The organism is Methylobacterium sp. 092160098-2, assembly GCF_028920805.1.
GTDB lineage: Bacteria > Pseudomonadota > Alphaproteobacteria > Rhizobiales > Beijerinckiaceae > Methylobacterium > Methylobacterium fujisawaense.
On the sequence record NZ_JAQPZJ010000001.1, the window covers coordinates 2,376,447 to 2,394,192 of the forward strand.

Annotated in this window: 16 protein-coding genes; 13 read left to right on the forward strand and 3 right to left on the reverse strand. The window is 70.7% G+C overall.

Annotated features, from left to right (window positions below; translation table 11 throughout):
• The first annotated feature begins 133 nt into the window (after positions 1–133).
• Genes PQI07_RS11165 through PQI07_RS11175 form a run of 3 tightly spaced genes read left to right on the forward strand, consistent with a single transcriptional unit; the run spans position 134 to position 2,652 of the window.
• Positions 134–1,087 carry a lipid kinase gene (locus PQI07_RS11165; RefSeq protein ID WP_043346841.1) on the forward strand — a complete coding sequence of 318 codons (954 nt, stop codon included), beginning with the start codon at positions 134–136 and terminating at the stop codon, positions 1,085–1,087.
• Positions 1,084–1,854, forward strand: a complete 771-nt coding sequence (locus PQI07_RS11170) for a TerC family protein (RefSeq protein ID WP_043346844.1) — start codon at positions 1,084–1,086, stop codon at positions 1,852–1,854. Before PQI07_RS11165 ends, PQI07_RS11170 begins: the two co-directional genes overlap by 4 nt.
• Positions 1,855–1,869: 15 nt before the next feature.
• Positions 1,870–2,652 carry an ABC transporter substrate-binding protein gene (locus tag PQI07_RS11175; RefSeq protein WP_083935960.1) on the forward strand — a complete coding sequence of 261 codons (783 nt, stop codon included), beginning with the start codon at positions 1,870–1,872 and terminating at the stop codon, positions 2,650–2,652.
• 264 nt (positions 2,653–2,916) lie between these two features.
• Here PQI07_RS11175 and leuS read toward each other — a convergent pair whose 3' ends face one another.
• The gene (gene leuS, locus PQI07_RS11180; protein ID WP_274926632.1) at positions 2,917–5,526 is read right to left on the reverse strand and encodes a leucine--tRNA ligase; all 2,610 of its coding nucleotides are present in this window, start codon (positions 5,524–5,526) and stop codon (positions 2,917–2,919) included.
• 392 nt (positions 5,527–5,918) lie between these two features.
• Here leuS and PQI07_RS11185 point away from each other — a divergent pair, with 392 nt between their 5' ends.
• The gene (locus tag PQI07_RS11185) at positions 5,919–6,671 is read left to right on the forward strand and encodes a YggS family pyridoxal phosphate-dependent enzyme (RefSeq protein ID WP_043346853.1); all 753 of its coding nucleotides are present in this window, start codon (positions 5,919–5,921) and stop codon (positions 6,669–6,671) included.
• 15 nt (positions 6,672–6,686) lie between these two features.
• On the opposite strand, the gene PQI07_RS11190 is transcribed toward PQI07_RS11185, so the two are convergent.
• Positions 6,687–7,244, reverse strand: coding sequence for a L,D-transpeptidase family protein (locus PQI07_RS11190; RefSeq protein WP_274926633.1), 558 nt, complete (start codon positions 7,242–7,244; stop codon positions 6,687–6,689).
• Positions 7,245–7,619: 375 nt separating this feature from the next.
• Here PQI07_RS11190 and PQI07_RS11195 point away from each other — a divergent pair, with 375 nt between their 5' ends.
• From PQI07_RS11195 to holA, 9 genes are all read left to right on the forward strand, one after another.
• Positions 7,620–8,306, forward strand: a complete 687-nt coding sequence (locus tag PQI07_RS11195; protein ID WP_043346856.1) for a response regulator transcription factor — start codon at positions 7,620–7,622, stop codon at positions 8,304–8,306.
• Between the two features lie 65 nt (positions 8,307–8,371).
• Positions 8,372–8,863, forward strand: a complete 492-nt coding sequence (locus PQI07_RS11200) for a cyclic nucleotide-binding domain-containing protein (protein WP_043384073.1) — start codon at positions 8,372–8,374, stop codon at positions 8,861–8,863.
• A 51-nt stretch (positions 8,864–8,914) separates the two neighbouring features.
• Entirely contained in the window at positions 8,915–9,760 is an 846-nt protein-coding gene (dapD, locus tag PQI07_RS11205; RefSeq protein WP_043384148.1) for a 2,3,4,5-tetrahydropyridine-2,6-dicarboxylate N-succinyltransferase, read from the forward strand.
• A 40-nt stretch (positions 9,761–9,800) separates the two neighbouring features.
• A complete protein-coding gene (locus PQI07_RS11210; RefSeq protein WP_043384071.1) occupies positions 9,801–10,655 on the forward strand; it encodes an alpha/beta fold hydrolase in 855 nt (284 codons plus the stop codon).
• 159 nt (positions 10,656–10,814) lie between these two features.
• Positions 10,815–11,693 (forward strand): acid phosphatase, encoded by an 879-nt coding sequence (locus PQI07_RS11215; protein WP_043346862.1) that lies wholly within the window; start codon positions 10,815–10,817, stop codon positions 11,691–11,693.
• 130 nt (positions 11,694–11,823) lie between these two features.
• On the forward strand, positions 11,824–14,058 hold the full coding sequence (locus tag PQI07_RS11220) for a TonB-dependent siderophore receptor (protein WP_043384067.1): 2,235 nt from the start codon (positions 11,824–11,826) through the stop codon (positions 14,056–14,058).
• A 107-nt stretch (positions 14,059–14,165) separates the two neighbouring features.
• The gene (locus tag PQI07_RS11225; RefSeq protein ID WP_274926634.1) at positions 14,166–15,122 is read left to right on the forward strand and encodes an AEC family transporter; all 957 of its coding nucleotides are present in this window, start codon (positions 14,166–14,168) and stop codon (positions 15,120–15,122) included.
• Positions 15,123–15,291: 169 nt separating this feature from the next.
• A complete protein-coding gene (locus PQI07_RS11230; protein ID WP_043346867.1) occupies positions 15,292–15,837 on the forward strand; it encodes an LPS assembly lipoprotein LptE in 546 nt (181 codons plus the stop codon).
• Positions 15,838–15,843: 6 nt separating this feature from the next.
• On the forward strand, positions 15,844–16,887 hold the full coding sequence (gene holA, locus PQI07_RS11235) for a DNA polymerase III subunit delta (protein WP_274926635.1): 1,044 nt from the start codon (positions 15,844–15,846) through the stop codon (positions 16,885–16,887).
• 7 nt (positions 16,888–16,894) lie between these two features.
• On the opposite strand, the gene PQI07_RS11240 is transcribed toward holA, so the two are convergent.
• Positions 16,895–17,629 (reverse strand): class I SAM-dependent methyltransferase, encoded by a 735-nt coding sequence (locus PQI07_RS11240; protein WP_274926636.1) that lies wholly within the window; start codon positions 17,627–17,629, stop codon positions 16,895–16,897.
• Between the last annotated feature and the right edge of the window lie 117 nt (positions 17,630–17,746).

A 17,746-nucleotide genomic window follows, 5' to 3' on the forward strand; every position in this document is an offset into this window, starting at 1 on the left:
ACCAAGTCGGGGACAGTCTCGGCCTTTCGCCGTTCCCGCGTTCCCCTGGCACCCCCTTGCCGCCGTGCACCGAGGATCCCTTGGCCCGACCTGAGACCGAAACGCTGTCCGGCACCCGTTCCGGACGCACACGATGAGCACGCGCCAGCGCCGGGCCCTGCTGATCTGTAACGCCAAGGCCCGCAATGGCGCCCTGGATCTCGACGAGGTGCGCGCCATCCTGCGGGAGGGCGGGATCGAGCCGGAGGAGCCGTCGCCGGAGGCCGATTGCCGGGATGTCATCCGCGACCGCGCCGGCGCGGTCGACCTCGTGATTCTCGGCGGCGGCGACGGCACCATGAACTACGCCGCCCCGGCTCTGGTGGAGGCCGGCCTGCCCTTCGCCATCCTGCCGCTCGGCACGGCCAACGACCTCGCCCGCTCCCTCAACCTGCCGCTGGATCCCCTGGCGGCCGCCCGCTTCATCCCCGCCGCCGAGGCGCGGCCGGTGGATCTCGGCTGGGTCAACGGTCACTACTACTTCAACGTGGCGAGCATCGGCTTCTCCGCCGAACTCGCCGGCGAACTCACGGCGGAATCCAAGAAGACCTGGGGCGTGCTCGGTTACGCGGTCGCGGCTGTCCGCGTGCTGCGCCGTGTCCGGCCCTTCACCGTCACGATCGAGCATGACGGCACGGTGGAGAAGGTCACCACGATCCAGGTCTCGGTGGGCAATGGCCGCCACTATGGCGGCGGCATGACCGTCGAGGAGATGGCCGCGGTGGATGACGGCAAGCTGGATTTCTACAGCCTGGAGATCGATCACTGGTGGCGGCTCATCACGCTGCTCCCGGCGCTTCGGCGGGGCACGCATGGACGGGCGGCCGACGTGCGGGCGTTCCACGCGCAGGAGATCCGCCTCTCCACCCGCAGACCCCGGCCGGTGAACACCGACGGCGAGCTGACCACGCACACGCCCGCCCACTTCAAGGTCTTCCCGCAGATTCTGCGGGTGCTGGCCCCCGAGCCGGTGCGCGGCCCCAGCCCGTTCGACCTGACCACCCTGGGCAGCCGCTTGTTCCCGACCAGTGAGGCCCCCAGCCTGTGACCGACCTGCTCCAACTCGCGAGCCAGCCGGCCGTCTGGGCCGCCCTCGCCACCCTGGTGGTGATGGAGGTGGTGCTCGGGATCGACAACCTGATCTTCATCTCGATCCTGACCAACAAGCTGCCGGCCGACCAGCAGACCCGGGCGCGGCGTATCGGCATCGGGCTCGCGCTGATCCTGCGGCTGGGGCTGCTCGGCACCGTGGCGTTCATCGTGCAGCTGACCGAACCGGTCTTCGCGGTGCTCGGCCAGGCTTTCTCCTGGCGCGACCTGATCCTGATCGGCGGCGGCCTGTTCCTGCTGTGGAAGGCCACCAAGGAGATCCACCACACGGTGGATCCGGAGCCCGAGACGGACAGGCCGACCGGGGGCAGCCTGGGCTTCGGCGCGGCGATCGGCCAGATCCTGCTCCTCGACCTCGTCTTCTCCGTCGACTCGATCATCACCGCGGTGGGCATGACCGAGCACGTGCCGGTGATGATGGTGGCGGTGGTGGCCGCCGTGGTGGTGATGCTGGTCGCCGCCGAGCCGCTCTCGGCCTTCATCGCCCGAAACCCCAGCGTGGTGATGCTGGCGCTCGGCTTCCTGATCATGATCGGCATGACGCTGATCGCCGAGGGGTTCGGCGCGCATGTGCAGAAGGGCTACGTCTACACGGCCATGGCCTTCTCGGCCGGCGTCGAGAGCCTCAACATGCTGGCCCGCCGGCGCCGCCGTCCCGCCCGGGACGGCGTCCCCGCGTCGACCGGGCCGGCGCGGCGCGCCTGAGGCGGAGCGACCGTCATGTGGATCCGCGCAGCCCTCCTCCTGCTGCTCCCCGCCGCCGCACATGCCGAGACGAGACCGATGGCACCCGATCCGACGGTCCTGCACGACCTCGCCCCCACAGGCACGCTCCGGGCGGCGATCAATCTCGGCAACCCGGTGCTCGCTCAGGGAGGCCCGGACGGGCCCGCGGGGGTCTCGGTGGATCTGGCCCGGGCCCTGGCGGCGCGGCTCGGGGTGCCGGTGGCGTTCATCACCTATCCGGGAGCGGGCGCGGTTTCGGGCTCGGCGGGCTCCGGAACCTGGGACATCTGCTTCCTGGCGATCGACCCCAAGCGCGCCGAGGGGATCAGCTTCACCGAGCCCTACGTGCTGATCGCCGGCAGCTACCTCGTGCCGGCCGCCTCGCCGCTCCGGTCCCCGGAGGCGGTGGATCGCGACGGCGTACGCGTCTCGGTGGGGCGCGGCAGCGCCTACGACCTGTTCCTGACCCGCGCCCTGACGCACGCGGCCCTGGTGCGGGCACCGACCTCGGCCGAGGCGGTGACGGCCTTCGTGCGGGACGGGTTGGAGGTGGCGGCGGGCGTGCATCAGCCGCTGGCCGCCTACGCGGCGGCGCATCCGGAGGTGCGGTTGCTGCCGGGGCACTTCATGGAGATCCCGCAGGCCATGGGCCTGCCGGTCGGACGCGCGGCCGGGGCCGCCTACCTCGCCGCGTTCATCGCGCAGGCGAAGCGGGACGGACTGGTGCGGCGCGGTCTGGAAGCCAGCGGGCAGGACCCGGAGTTGGCGGCGCCTTGAGGGGCGTCACGCGGCGCGCTGAAGCCTTCGTCAACCCGGCGCTGTGACAGAGGCCCGGCAGAGCCGTCCTCGCCCTGGAATCCGCTGACCTCACCCGTGCCCTCATCCTGAGGTGCCCGCGTCGGCGGGCCTCGAAGGAGGGCACCCGGGATCGCCCGGCTGGCGGGAGCTCTCCTTCGAGGCCTCCGCTGCGCTCCGGCACCTCAGGATGAGGATGGAGGGTGGGATGGAGTCGATTCCCGATGGGATCGGCAGATCGACGCCTCACACCACCAGGTTCACGATCCGCCCCGGCACGACGATGACCTTGCGGGGCGCCTTGCCCTCCAGGACCTTCTGGACTGCCTCCAGCGCCAGGGTCGCGGCCTCCACAGCCTTGGCGTCGGCATCGCGCGGCACGGTGACGTCCGCACGCTTCTTGCCGTTGATCTGGACCGGCAAGGTGATCTCGTCCTCGACGAGGAGCCCCGCCTCGGTCTCGGGCCAGGGCGCCTGGGCCACGAGGCCGCCGCGGCCGAGGACGGACCAGCACTCCTCGGCGAGGTGCGGCATCATCGGGGCGATGAGCTGGACCAGGATGCCGGCGGCCTCCCGCGCCGCTTGTCCCGAGACCGGCCCGCGCAGGCCATCCTCCAGGGCGTTGGCCAGGGTGTAGATGTGGGCGACGCAGCGGTTGAAGCGCAGGCGCTCGATATCGTCCTGCACGGAGGCCAGCGCCCGGTGGGCGGCCTTGCGCAGGGGCAGGTCCGCGGCCCCGTCGCCGGTCGCCTGCACGGCCGCGTTGACCAGCCGCCAGACCTTCTGGACGAAGCGGGCCGCGCCCTGCACGCCCTCCTCGGTCCAGATCACGTCGCGCTCCGGCGGCGAGTCGGAGAGCATGAACCAGCGCGCCGTGTCGGCCCCATAGCTCGCGATGATGTCGTCGGGGTCGACCACGTTCTTCTTCGACTTGGACATCTTCTCGATGGCGCCGATCGTGATCGGCGCCTGAGTTTTCACGTGAAACGCGCGGCGCTCGCCCTCCTCCGTGGCGAAGCGGATCTCGGCCGGGGGCACCCAGGCGCCGGCCGCGTCCTTGTAGGTTTCGTGGACGACCATGCCCTGCGTGAACAGGCCGGCGAAGGGCTCGGAGACGCCGGCCCAGCCGGTCTCGCGCATCGCCCGCATGAAGAACCGGGCGTAGAGCAGGTGCAGGATCGCGTGCTCGATGCCGCCGATATACTGGTCCACCGCCAGCCAGCGATCGACCACGGCGCGGTCGGTGGGCGCGTCCGTGAGCCAGGGCGCGGTGAAGCGGGCGTAGTACCAGGACGAATCAACGAACGTGTCCATCGTGTCGGTCTCGCGCCGGGCCGGCGCGCCGCATTGCGGGCAGGGCACGTTCCGCCACGCCGCGTCGCGCTCCAGCGGGTTGCCGGGCTGATCGAAGGAGACGTCCTCGGGGAGCTTCACCGGCAGGTCGGACACCGGAACCGGGACCGGGCCGCAGGACTCGCAGTGGATGATCGGGATCGGGCAGCCCCAGTAGCGCTGGCGGGAGACGCCCCAGTCGCGCAGGCGGAACTGGACCTTGCGCTTGGCGATCCCCTCCCCTTCCAGGCGCCGCGCCACGGCCTCGAAGGCCTCCCCGGTGCTCATGCCGTCGAGGAAGCGCGAATTGATCATCCGCCCGTCCTCGACATAGGCGGTGTCGGTGATGACAAAGGTCGCCGGATCCTGCCCCTCGGGGCAGACCACCGGCGTGTTGCCGAGCCCGTACTTGTTCGAAAAATCGAGGTCGCGCTGGTCGTGCGCCGGGCAGCCGAACACCGCGCCGGTGCCGTATTCCATCAGCACGAAATTCGCCACGTAGACCGGCAGCGTCCAGGACGGGTCCAGGGGATGGCGGACGGTGAGGCCGGTGTCGAAGCCGAGTTTTTCCGCCGTGTCGATCGCCGCCTGGGCCGTGCCCGTGCGCCGGCATTCTTCGATGAAGGCCTGGAGAGCGGGGTTTGTTGCGGCAACCGCTGCCGCCAGCGGATGATCGGCGGCCACGGCGAGGAACTTGGCGCCGAACAGGGTGTCGGGCCGCGTGGTGTAGACCTTGATGTCACGGAGGACCCCATCCGCCGCAGGTTGGGCCGCTGCGGCGTGGGCATCCGGAACAAGTGCGAAAAGAACCTCCAGGCCTTCCGAGCGGCCGATCCAGTTCTTCTGCATCAGCCGGACCTTCTCCGGCCAGCGGTCCAGCCCGTCCAGCGCGGTCAGCAGGTCCTCGGCGAAGTCGGTGATCTTGAAGAACCACTGGGTCAGCTCGCGCTGCTCCACCAGGGCGCCGGAGCGCCAGCCGCGCCCGTCGATCACCTGCTCGTTGGCGAGCACGGTGTGGTCCACCGGGTCCCAGTTCACCTTGGCGGTGCGGCGGGTCACGAGGCCCTTCGCCAAGAAGTCCAGGAACATGCGCTGCTGATGCTTGTAATAGTCGGGATCGCAGGTCGCGATCTCCCGGCTCCAGTCCAGCGACAGGCCCATGGCCTTCAACTGGTCGCGCATCGACGCGATGTTGGCGTAGGTCCAGTCCCGCGGGTTGACCTTGCGCTCCATGGCGGCGTTCTCGGCCGGCAGGCCGAAGGCGTCCCAGCCCATCGGGTGCAGCACGTTGAAGCCGCGGGCGCGCTTGTAGCGGGCGACGACGTCGCCCATCGCGTAGTTGCGGACATGGCCCATGTGGATGCGCCCCGACGGATAGGGGAACATCTCCAGAACGTAGTATTTCGGACGGCTGTCGGAATTGTCGGTCTCGAACAGGCGCCTCTCAGCCCAGGCTTCCTGCCAGCGCGGCTCGGCATCCTTGGCGTTGTAGCGCTCGACGGGCTGGGGGGCGGTGCTGGTCATGGATCCGGCTGGGTCAGGGGCTCGTCGGTCATTCCGAAGGATGACCACGGCACGGTCGCGCCGCGATAGCATATCTGCGCCGCAGCCGGTCAACGCAGCGCGCGATTCGGGCTTGCGCGGGGCGCGCGAACGCATAGGTCGGACAGGGAGAGGCGGGACATGAGGCGGGGTCGCGCCGGAGCGATCCCATCCAACCCCCTCATCCTGAGACGCGGCGCCGCCGCCTCGACGGCGGGCTGCAGGGTGGCGGACCGCCGGGACCCTCCTTCGAGGCCTCCGCGGCGCTCCGGCATCTCAGGATGAGGGGGTTGGACAGGATGACCGTCCCCTCGAGAATCACGGCAGCGGGGATGCACGGGCCGCCGCCCGGCAGCGACAGGACAGGCAAGGCCATGGACGACGCGAAGACCGAACCCAGCGCGCCTCCCACCGACGGGATGGGGCATGTGACCGCGAAGCTTCCGGTGGGGCAGGCCGATGTCGCCGCGGGTCTCGCCGAGGTCCGGGCGGCCATCGCCCGGGCCGCCGAGGATTCGGAGCGCGATCCGGCCACGGTCCAGCTCGTGGCCGTCTCCAAGACCGTGCCGGCCGAGGGCATCCTACCGGCGCTCAAGGCCGGACAGCGGGTCTTCGGCGAGAACTACGTCCAGGAATCCGTAGCGAAATGGCCGGACCTCCGGGCCCGCTACCCGGATGTCGAGTTGCACCTCGTCGGGCCGCTGCAATCCAACAAGGCCCGGGAGGCGGTCGCCCTGTTCGACGTGATCCACTCCCTCGACCGGCTGTCGCTCGCGGCGGCGCTGGCCAAGGAGATCGACCGGTCCGGCCGGACGCCGAAGCTTCTGATCCAGGTCAATACCGGCGCAGAGCCGCAGAAGGGCGGCGTGCTCCCGGATCAACTCGACACCCTGCTCTCCGAATGCCAGGAGACTCACGGCCTCGCCATTCAGGGGCTGATGTGCATCCCGCCGGCGGAGGATCCGCCCTCGGCCCATTTCGCCCTGCTGGCCCGGCTCGCGAAGGCCCACAACCTGCCGATCCTCTCCATGGGCATGAGCGCGGATTTCCCCGCGGCGATCCAGCTCGGCGCCACCCATGTCCGGGTCGGGACCGCGATCTTCGGGGCCCGGACCCGGAAGGCCTGAGCCTGAGGTCAGGCCTCAGCCGATCCGCAGATGCGTCCGCGGCCCGAGGCGGCGCAGCAGCCGCAGCAGGTCGGCCCGGGCCAGGGCGACGCAGCCCTCCGTCGGGCGGTAGCCGTCCCGGGCGATGTGCAGGAAGATCGCCGAGCCCCGCCCCTTCCGGATCGGGGCGCGGTTGTAGTCGAGATCGATCACCACGTCGTAGAGCCCGTCGCCGCGCCACATCGATTCGGCGCTGATCCCGGGGGCCGGCAGGCGGATCGGCCGGTTGTAGCGGCGGTCCCGGCTCTCGTCGCACCAGCCGTCGTCGGGCCGGGTCGCCCGCAGCGGCAGCAGCGTGCGCGGCCGGATCCCGAGATGATCGGGCCGGTAGGCGCCGGCCCGCAGGCGGAAGCGCCCGCGCGGCGAGCCGCCGTCGCCCTCGCGCTTGTCGATCACGATCCCGCCCGCCCCGAGGGCGCAGGAGATCACCGCCGGGCCGACGAGGAGCTGCCCGCGCCGCCGGTCCCCCACCGTGGCCCGCACGCGGATGTCCCCCAGGGTCAAGCGGACGGGTCCCCTGCTCGGCCGCCGCATCTCCGTCCTCCCGAATCCACCCGGTCCGGCGCGCCTTATGCCCGAGATCCGTACTCCGAACCGGTGAAAAATTGCGCGCAAGGCAACTTCCGGCCACAAAGGGCGCTCTATTTCTCGGTTGAACCCGGGCCGCCGAGCCGGGATTCGGGAGCCAGCCCACCGCCTCGCCGTGGGGTCCGACGCCTTGATCCTGAAGCGGTGCGCCCCGATCCCGCAGCCCGTTCACCGCGGCGATTGCCGCGGCGGCGAAAGGATGCGGAAACACAAGCCTCGGTAGAGTCGCGCCGCGATCCTGCCGAGATCCTGACGTCATCGCATGCTGCACCCGGCAGGCGGCCCCCGCCTCTCCCGCAGCCTGCTCTGGGGCCCCGGACGATGCCGAATGCCTACCGCCTGCTGATCTGCGACGACGACGCGATCCTGCGCGATACTCTCACCGAGCAGCTCGATCTCTGCGACGAGTTCACGGTCTTCACCGAAGCCAACGCCACGGACGCGATCCGACGGGTCGCCGCCGAGCGCATCGACCTCGCCGTGATGGATGTCGGCCTGCCCGACCTCGACGGGCGCGAGGCCGTGCGCCGGATGCGGGCCGGCGGCTTCCGCGGCCCGGTGATCATGCTGACCGCCCAGGATTCCGAGGCGGACCATGTCGAGGGGCTGGAGGCCGGCGCCAACGACTACGTCACCAAGCCGTTCAAGTTCGGCATCCTGCTGGCCCGGATCCGCGCCCACCTGCGCAGCCATGAGGCCTCCGAGGACGCGGTGTTCCAGATCGGCCCCTACACGTTCCGGCCGGGGGCCAAGCTCCTCGTCGGCGAGCGCGGCTCGAAGCTGAAGCTCACCGAGAAGGAGACCGCGATCCTGCGCTTCCTCTACCGGGCGGGCCGGGCCGTGGTGAACCGCGACACCCTCCTCGCCGAGGTCTGGGGCTACAACGCCCAGGTGACCACGCACACGCTGGAGACGCATATCTACCGGCTGCGCCAGAAGATCGAGCCGAACCCCGCCACCGCCGCGATCCTCGTGACCGAGGGGGGCGGATACAAGTTGCTGCCCTGACGAATTGAAGCTTTACGTGTAGGCGATCCGGCAGGTTCGCGTATGCGCAGGGTGGTGAGGCGTTCTTGGGGCTCGACGACGACATCGCGATCCTCGCGGCCGCACCGCTGTTCGGCTTCCTCGACCGGGATGCCCTGCGCCTGCTGACCTTCGCGGCGGAGCGCCGCGACCTCGCGGACGGCGACCTGCTGTTTTCCCGCGGCGATCCGGCCGATGGCGGCTTCGTGGTGATGGCCGGGACGATCCGGCTGGCACCCCGGTCCCCGGGCGCCGAGCCGGTGCGGGCCGGGCGCTCCGCCTTGATCGGCCAGCTCGCCCTGTTCGTGCGCGGGACCCGCCCGACCGAGGCCCGGGCCGAGGGGAGCGCCGCGGTGATGCGCATCACGCCGATGCTGATGCGCCGGGTGCTGGAGGAATTCCCCGCGGCCGCGCAGGCCGTCCACGACACCCTGGCGGACGACCTCGCCGGGCTGGTGACCGATCTCGATCAGGTGCGCGGGCTCCTCGAGGTCATCGACGGCATCTCCTCAGGTGACAGCTCCGATGGCCGCTTGTAAGCACGGGCTCCCGCCGCAAGAGTTCTGACCCGTTCCATGTCCCAGGCCGGCCTGCCCCATTCCGATCTCGCCCAGACCATCGAAGCCGCCTGGGAAGACCGCGCCAACATCTCGACCGCCACCCAGGGGGCGGTGCGCGAGGCGGTCGAGACGGCCCTGGAGCTGCTCGATTCGGGCAAGGCACGGGTCGCCGAGAAGAGCGGCAACCACGACTGGGTGGTCAACCAGTGGCTGAAGAAGGCGGTGCTGCTCTCCTTCCGCCTCAACGACATGGCGACGATCGAGGGCGGCCCCGGCGGCGCGCCCTGGTGGGACAAGGTCGCGTCGAAATTCGCCGGCTGGGGCGAGGCCGAGTTCCGCGCCGCGGGCCTGCGCGCCGTGCCGGGCTGCTTCGTCCGCCGGGGCTCCTACATCGCCCCCGGTGCCGTGCTGATGCCGAGCTTCGTCAATCTCGGCGCCCATGTGGGCGAGGGCACGATGGTCGACACCTGGGTGACGATCGGCTCCTGCGCGCAGGTGGGGAAGAACTGCCACATCTCCGGCGGCGCCGGCATCGCGGGCGTGCTGGAGCCGCTCCAGGCCAACCCGGTGATCATCGAGGACGATTGCTTCATCGGCGCCCGCGCCGAGGTGGCGGAGGGCGTCATCGTCGGCCAGGGCAGCGTCCTGTCCATGGGCGTGTATATCGGCGCCTCCACCAAGATCGTCGATCGGACCACCGGCGAGGTGATGTACGGCCGCGTGCCGCCCTACTCCGTGGTCGTCTCGGGCACGATGCCCGGCAAGGCGCTCCCGGACGGATCGCCCGGCCCGGGCCTCTACTGCGCGGTGATCGTCAAGCGCGTCGATGCCGGCACCCGGTCGAAGACCGCCATCAACGAGCTGCTGCGCACCTGATGTCCTGAGACTGGGCGGGAGCGTGCTTGGCGGGAGCGCGATGGAGACGCTGGAGCTGAACCTCACGGTGGCGGGCCGGCCGGTGCCGACCCCCTGCGACGTGTTCGGAGCGGGGCCGGACGCCCTCCTGCTCCCGGCCCTGTCGACCATCTCGGCGCGCGCCGAGATGCGGGACCTCGCCCGCGACCTGGGAACCGCGTATCGCTGCCTCGTGCCCGACTGGCCCGGTTTCGGCGCCCGGCCGCGGACGCGGGTGCCCCTCGCCCCCGCGACCTTCCACGCCTTCCTCGACGCCCTGCTCGCCGCCGCCCCCGGCCCGTACGCGCTCGGCGTCGCGGCCGGCCATGCCGCCGGCTACCTCGTGGCGGCGGCGCGGCGCCATCCGCAGGCCTTCGCGCGCCTGGTCCTGGTGGCGCCGACCTGGCGGGGGCCGCTGCCCACCGCGATGCCGGGACGGGCGCACTGGTTCCCGCGCATCCGCCGCGCCGTGGAGGCGCCGCTCCTCGGCGAGGCGCTCTACCGCATCAACATCAGCCCACCGATCATCGGCCGGATGATGCGCGCCCATGTCTATGCCGACGCCGCCCGGGTGACCCCGGCTCTGATCCGCGACAAGCACGCCATCACCCGCCAGCGCAACGGCCGCTTCGGCACCGCCGCCTTCGTCACCGGAGGCCTCGATCCGGTGGGCAGCCGCGACGCCTTCCTGGCCCTGTTCGGCGACGGCCTGCCGCCGACCCTGGTGCTGCGGCCCGAGGGCGCACCCCGGCGCTCGGGCGCCGAGATGGACGCCCTCATCGCCGGCGGCCGCGTGACCGGCGCCGCGATCCCCGGCGCCCTGAGCCCGCACGAGGAGCATCCGGGCGCCGTGGCCGCCGCGATCCGGGCGGCGTGAATGCGGCGGGGGCGCGATCACGCGTGACAGTCGGCGCGGATCGGCACCGTCACCCTGGACAGAAGAGGGCGCCTGTGCAGGGACTGGATGGGCCGGCTGAGCCGTTCGTCCGGCAGCGGGCGCGCCCCGCAGATTCCATCCGATAGAGCCCCGGATCCGATGCTGCGCACGCCGTCCCTCCCCCTCCTCGCCCCGGCCGCCCTCGCCCTCCTCCTGGCCGTCGCGGCCCGGGCTGAGGATGCGCCCCATCACCCCCCGGCGATGACCCCTGCAGCCCCGTCCCTGGGCGCCGAGACGCTGAAGCCCGGCAAGCCGGCCGTGAAGCCCTACCTGGCGGATGCGGCGGTGCCGGACGCCGTCCAGATCCTGCCGGCCCCGCCGGCCCACGACGCGCCCCTCGACAAGGCCGACCGGGCGGCCTTCAACAGCACCCGTGTCCTCAAGGGAACGGCCCGTTGGGACCTGGCCGCCAACGACGTCGCGGAGGGCGCGGCGGCGGTGCTGGAGAATTTCGCCTGCGTCCTCGGCACCCGGATCGATCAGGCGCGGGTGCCGGCGGTGATCAACCTCCTGGAGCGCGCCCGCCTCGACCTCGCCCGGGCGACGCGGGGCCCCAAGGTCCATTACCGCCGCCTGCGCCCGTTCGTGGGCAACGAGGCGCCGATCTGCGTGCAGCGCAGCCAGGCCCTGGCCGACAGCTTCAGTTATCCCTCCGGGCACGCCACCCAGGGGTGGGCCTACGCGCTGATTCTCGCATCCCTGGTTCCCGAGAAGGCGACGCCGATCCTGACCCGCGGCCGGGCCTATGGCGAGAGCCGGATCGTCTGCGGCGTGCACTGGCTCAGCGACGTGGCGGCGGGACGCCTCACCGGCACCGCGGTCTTCGCCGCCCTGATGGGGGATGCAACCTTCCGGGCGGACCTCGACCGGGCTCGGGCCGAGCTCCGGAGCGCCATGGCGGGCGCCGGGACGGTGCCGGATCAGGCTGCCTGTACCCGAGAGGCTGACGCCCTGCGGGAGCCGCCGCTCGAGTTCTAGGCTCGAACCGTTCCAGATTTGAAGTCTTCTAAGTGTGTGATTTACAACACGTTTTCGGCTTGCTCAAGGACCCGTGAACGATGGTACGTGGACCCCAGGCGCCGCGTAAGGGCGCGTTTCGGGGTCTCCGATGTCATTCCGTATCGCCCAGTCCGGCCTGCTGCTCGCCACCACGGCGCTGACCACGATTGCCCTCGCCCCGGCGGCTGCCGCGCAAGAGACCGCCGTGCAGCTCAACGAGATCTCCGTGGAGGCCGCCCGGCCGGCCGTGGCGGCTCCGACGGGATCCGGCGGCGGCGGCGGCAATGTCAGCGGCGGTGACGGCGGCAGCGCCGCCACCAGCGGCGGCGGCGGCGGGCCCTCCGGCATCACCGGCTACGTGGCGCGGGTGAGCCCGACCGCCACGAAGACCAACACGCCCCTGATCGAGACCCCGCAATCGGTCTCCGTGGTCACCCGCGAGCAGCTCAACGACCGCAACGTGCAGAGCTTCAGCGACGCGCTCGCCTACGTTCCAGGCGCGACCATCAACGTGTCCGGCTTCGACCCGCGCTTCGATCAGATCTTCATCCGCGGCTTCGATGTGCTCTCCAACCAGGGCACCTATCGCGATGGCCTGCGTCAGATCGGGAGCGGCTTCATCTTCCCGCGCATCGAGCCCTATGGCTTGGAATCCGTCACCGTTCTGCGCGGACCGGCCTCCGGCCTGTACGGTCTCGGCTCACCGGGTGGCATCCTCGACGCCACGTCGAAGCGGCCGGTCTTCGCGCCGTTCGGCGAAGTCTGGTTCCAGTCGGGGAGCTTTGATCGCTTCCAGGGCAATTTCGATCTCGGCGGACCGATCGAGGGCACCGGCGGCACCATGGCTTACCGCCTGACGGGTGTGCGTCGGGAGGCGGGGACCTTCATCGGCCGCGGCACGAACGACGACCAGCTCAACATCGCCCCCGCTTTCACGTGGAAGCCCTCGGCCGATACGACCTTCACGTTTCTGAGCGAATTTCAGGTCCGGAATACGCCGGCGACGGTGTTCTACTACAATGATCCCGGCTTCCGCGTTACCAAGTATTACAGCGGCGACCCCCGCTTTGCCGGGCTCGATCAGACGCAATACCGTGTCGGCTACGCTTTCGAGCACCGCTTTTCGGACGACCTGATCTTCCGTCAGAACTTTCGGCACTACGGGGTCTTCCTGAGCGCGAAGTACACCGGAATCGATTCGATCAACGAGGCACGCACCATCGGTACCCGATCGACCGGCTACATCCGCGAGGGATTGGTCCAGCAGACTCTGGATAACCAGCTCGAGGCGCACGTCACCACGGGCCCGATCTCCCATACCCTCGTGGCCGGTGTGGATTACGCCCATTATGGCCTGAGCAACCGGTTCGGCGCCGGTTCTGCGCCGTCTCTCAACCTAATCACCCAGAATTACGGCCAACAATTCATCCCGACACCCGTTCTCGCGAGCCCGACGCGCCAAGCCCAGGACCAGATCGGCGTCTACCTCCAGGATCAGGCCAAGTTCGGCGACTTCGTGTTGACGCTGAACGGCCGTCATGACTGGGTCTTCCAGGATAACCGGACCTCACCCGTCAGCGCGGTGACGAGCCAGGACAACACTGCCTTCACCGGCCGGGTCGGCCTGAACTATCTCCTGGCGCCCGGCCTCGTGCCCTATGCCAGCTATGCCACGACCTTCACGCCGCAGGTGGGCACGGATGTGCGCGGCCAAGCTTTCAAGCCGGCGACGGGTGACCAGATCGAGGCGGGTGTAAAGTACCTGATCCCCGGGACCAACATTCAGACCGCTTTCGCGGGATTCGACATCGTGCAGTCGAGCATCCTGCGGACTGACCCGACCAACCTCGCCTTCCAGGCGGCCACCGGCTCCGTGCGGTCCCGCGGCTTCGAGGCCGAGGCCACGGCCAACCTCGCTCCGGGCACGAACCTGACGATCGCCTACACGCACCTGGATTTCCGCTTCCTGAGCCAGACCTCGTTTACGGGCGCCACGCAGGATGGAAACCGCGTCTCTGGCATCCCCAGCGACACCTACACGTCGTTCCTGACCTACGCGTTCCCGACATATTCGCCGTTGCGCGGGCTGACGGTGGGTGGTGGCATCCGCTACATCGGCACGAGCTTCGCTGACGACGACAATACGGTGCGGAACCCGACTGTAACGCTCTACGACGCTTTGGTGGCCTACGATTTCGCGGCGATCGATCCGAAGTATCAGGGGCTGCGCGCGCAGGTTAACGCCTACAATATCTTTGACCGGACCTATAACACCTGCGCGTTCGGGAATTGCTATCGCGGCGCGCCCGCGACGGTCATCGGCAGCCTGATCTACCGCTGGTAGGTCCTGTGAGCCGGGGCCGCGGCATGGCAGGTCCCCGCCCCCGGCACTGGAGATGGCCCCGCAAACCGTCCTAAGGCCGGAGCATCGTCCTCCGACCCGGACCCGCCATGCTCTCGACCGTGCTGGTCGTGCTGCCGATCTTCGCGCTGATCTTCGCCGGCTGGCTGGCCCGCCGGATCGGCGTGCTCGGCGCCGCCGCCACCACCGAACTCAACCGGTTCGTGGTCTTCCTGGCCCTGCCGGCCCTCCTGTTCGACGTCACCGCCCACGCTCATTGGAGCGCCATCTGGAAGCCCGGCTTCATCGGCGCCTTCGGCTTCAGCAGCCTCGCGGTCTTCGCCCTCACCGTGATGATCCGGCGCGCGGAGGGGCGGCCGCTGGCCGATGCCGCGGTGGACGGGCTCAACGCCGGCTACGCCAATACCGGCTTCATGGGGTTCCCCCTGGCGCTGGTCGCCTTCGGGCCCGAGGCGCTCGCCCCCACCACGGTGGCGGCGATCCTGACGGTCTGCGGCGTGTTCGCGGTGGCCATCGTGCTGATCGAGACCGGGCTGCGGCGCGAGGCGGCCGCGTCGGGCCGGAGCGGGCCCCGCATGCCCGTCTGGCGGTCGGTCGGCCGCTCGCTCATGCGCAACCCGCTTCTGGTGGCGCCGGCGCTGGGCGCCCTGGTGCCGAGTGCCGGACTGACCGTGCCGGAATCCGCGGAGACCTTCCTGAAGCTCCTCGGCGGCGCGGCCGCGCCCTGCGCCCTGGTGGCGCTCGGCCTGTTCCTGGCCCAGACCCGTCACGCCGGCGGCGGGCAGGGGCGGACCGCCGCGCTCCTCGTCGGCCTCAAGCTCGCCCTTCATCCGCTGCTGGCCTACGGCCTCGGCCGCTACCTGTTCGACCTGCCCCCGCTCCTGCTGCACACCGCGGTGCTCATGGCCGCCCTCCCCACGGGAACCGGACCGTTCATGCTGGCGGAGTTCTACCGGCGCGAGGCCGACCTGACCGCCACCGTGGTGCTGGTCTCGACGGTGCTGGCGATCGTGACGGTCTCGGCCTACCTGTCGGCAATCGCCTAGGATTTGCGGCCGGTCATCGGATTTCTCTCCCGCCGCGGCATGACATTCGGAAACCGGACGATCACGCTCTTGCCGCAGAGGAATCGTAACGTTTGACCCCTAGCGTCGTGGCGCGGCATGCCGTGTCCGCGCTAGAACGATCCGACAAGCGGGGGCGGAACGACGGCGGATGGTGGGTTCGGGAGTTTCCATCGCGGGGCGGATCGTCCGCCTCGCCTGCGCGACCGGCCTGGCGCTGAGCCTCTCGGCCTGCTTTCGGCCGCTCTACGGGCCGACCGCGTCAGGCGAGTCCGTCCAGGCGCTGCTCGCCTCGGTCCAGGTCGACGACGTGGCGATGGCCCAGGGGCAGGAGCGCCTCGGCCATTACCTGCGCAGCGAACTGGTCTTCGATCTCGACGGGTCCGGTCATCCGGCGACCAAGCGCTACCGGCTGAAGCTCTCGGGCTCCGAGATCGTGCAGACCCCGATCGTCTCCTCCACCACCGGCCGCGCCGAGGCCGGCACCCTGGTGGCCAACATCAAGTACAGCCTCGAGGATATGAGCGGCGCCAAGGTCTATACCGAGGGCGTGGCCACCTCGACCGCGACCTACGATCGCTCGGTCCAGCGCTTCGCCAGCCAGCGGGCGGCGCGGGACGCCGAGATCCGGCTGGCGAGCGTGCTGTCCGATCAGATCAAGAGCCGCCTCGCCGCCGTGCTCTCGACGAAGCCGTAATCCGACGTGACGGCGGTCAAGGCGGGTGAGATCGAGGGGCTGATCCGGCGCGGACCCGATCCGCGCATCCCCATCATCCTCGTCTACGGGCCGGATACCGGGCTGGTCACCGAGCGGGCCCGGAAGCTCGCCGAGGATTTCGTCGACGACCCGGCCGATCCTTTCGCGCTGGTTCGGATCGACGGCGATGCCCTGGCGGCCGATCCGGGCCGGCTGTGCGACGAGGCCGGGACGATGGGCCTGTTCGGCGGCCGCCGGTCGATCTGGGTCCGTCCGGGCACCCGCAATTACGCCCCGGCCGTCGAGGCGGTGCTCGGCGCGACGGTCGCCGACACCCGCATCGTCGTCGAGGCCGGCGATCTCGCCAAGAACAACCCGCTCCGCACCCTGTGCGAGCGCTCTCCGAAGGCTCTGGCGATCCCCTGCTACGCCGACGACGAGCGGACCCTCTCGGACCTGATCGAGCGCACCCTTCAGGAGCGTGGCCTGCGCATCGACCGGGCCGCCCGGGAGGTTCTGGCCCGCAGCCTCGGCGGCGACCGCCGGGCGAGCCTGATGGAGATCGAGAAGCTCGCCCTCTACGCCGGGGGCGAGGGGGGAGGGGACAAGACCGTGACCCTCGACCATGTGGAGGCGATCACCAGCGACGTCGCGGCGAGCGTGCTCAACACCCTGATCGATGCCGCCTTCGACGGCCGCCGCGACGCGGTGGAGCGCGATTACCGCCGCTTCCGGCACGAGGGCCTCGACCCCGGCGTGGTGCTGGGCTCGGCGCTGCGGCACGCCCTGACGCTGCTCACCACCCGGCTCGACAATCCCGACAAGACGCCCGCCATGATGGTCGCGACGTGGCGCGGCCTGCATTTCAAGCGCAAGGCCAGCATCGAGGGCCAGCTCGGCGCCTGGCCGCCCGGCACCCTCCGGCAGGCCGTCGCGGCCCTGCAGGCGGCGGTCCTGGCCTGCCGGCGGGCGGAGCCCGACCTGGCCCACGCCCTGGCCTCGGCGGCCCTCCTGCGGGTCGCGGAGGCGGGGGCGCGGCGGCGGCGCTAGTCCGGGCTCAGGCGCCGTCGGCGCTTCCGGCACGGCGCAGCGCGAGCCACGCGCCCCAGAACAGGCTGGAAAAGAAGCGGGTCGGGGGCGCGAAGCCGGCGGCATCCAGCAGGGCCGCGACGGCCGCCTCGGAATGGGGCGGATCGGCCCCCTGCAGGATCTTCCCGCGTCGGGCCTCGATCGCGTCGGCGCTGGCGCCGTGCTGGCGCCAGCGTTCGCCCCAGGCCGCAAGCAGCAGGGGCTGACTTGCATACGCGTAATGGTTGCCGGCGAGCACCAGAGGCGCGCCCGGCTTCAGGCGCCCGGCAATGGCCCGCAGGATCGCCCGTTTCTCCGCGTCGCCCGGCAGATGGTGCAGCACGCCGATCAGGGTCGCGGCGTCGTAGACCGCGTCCTGGGGGAGGGCATCCACCGTACCGAGGACGATCTCGGTCCGGTCGTGGAGACCGTCCTGCTCCAGCCGCGCGATCGTGAGATCCATCATGGCGCTGGACGGGTCGACGGCGGTGAAGCGCCAGCCGGGCTCGAGGGCCGCCGCAGTGACGATCTCCGGGCCACCCCCGCCCGCGCCGACGATCAGCAGCCGCGCAGGCGTGCCGCTGCCCAGGACGGCGGCAAGCATGCAGGCGGCGAGCTCATGGCAGGCCTCGTAGCCGGCCAGGGCGATCCGGCTCTGCTGCGCGTATTCGCCGGCCCGGTCGGCGTCGAATTTCCGAGCCGCCGCGCTGGTACCGTCCGCCAAGGTCCGGCTCCCCGGTCATCGGGACTGCGGACCGGCCCGCATGTCCCAACTCTGGGCCGGGCGACACACGCGCTCCGGCCACCGATACGGCACGCGCTCGGACCCGCGAGCGCCACC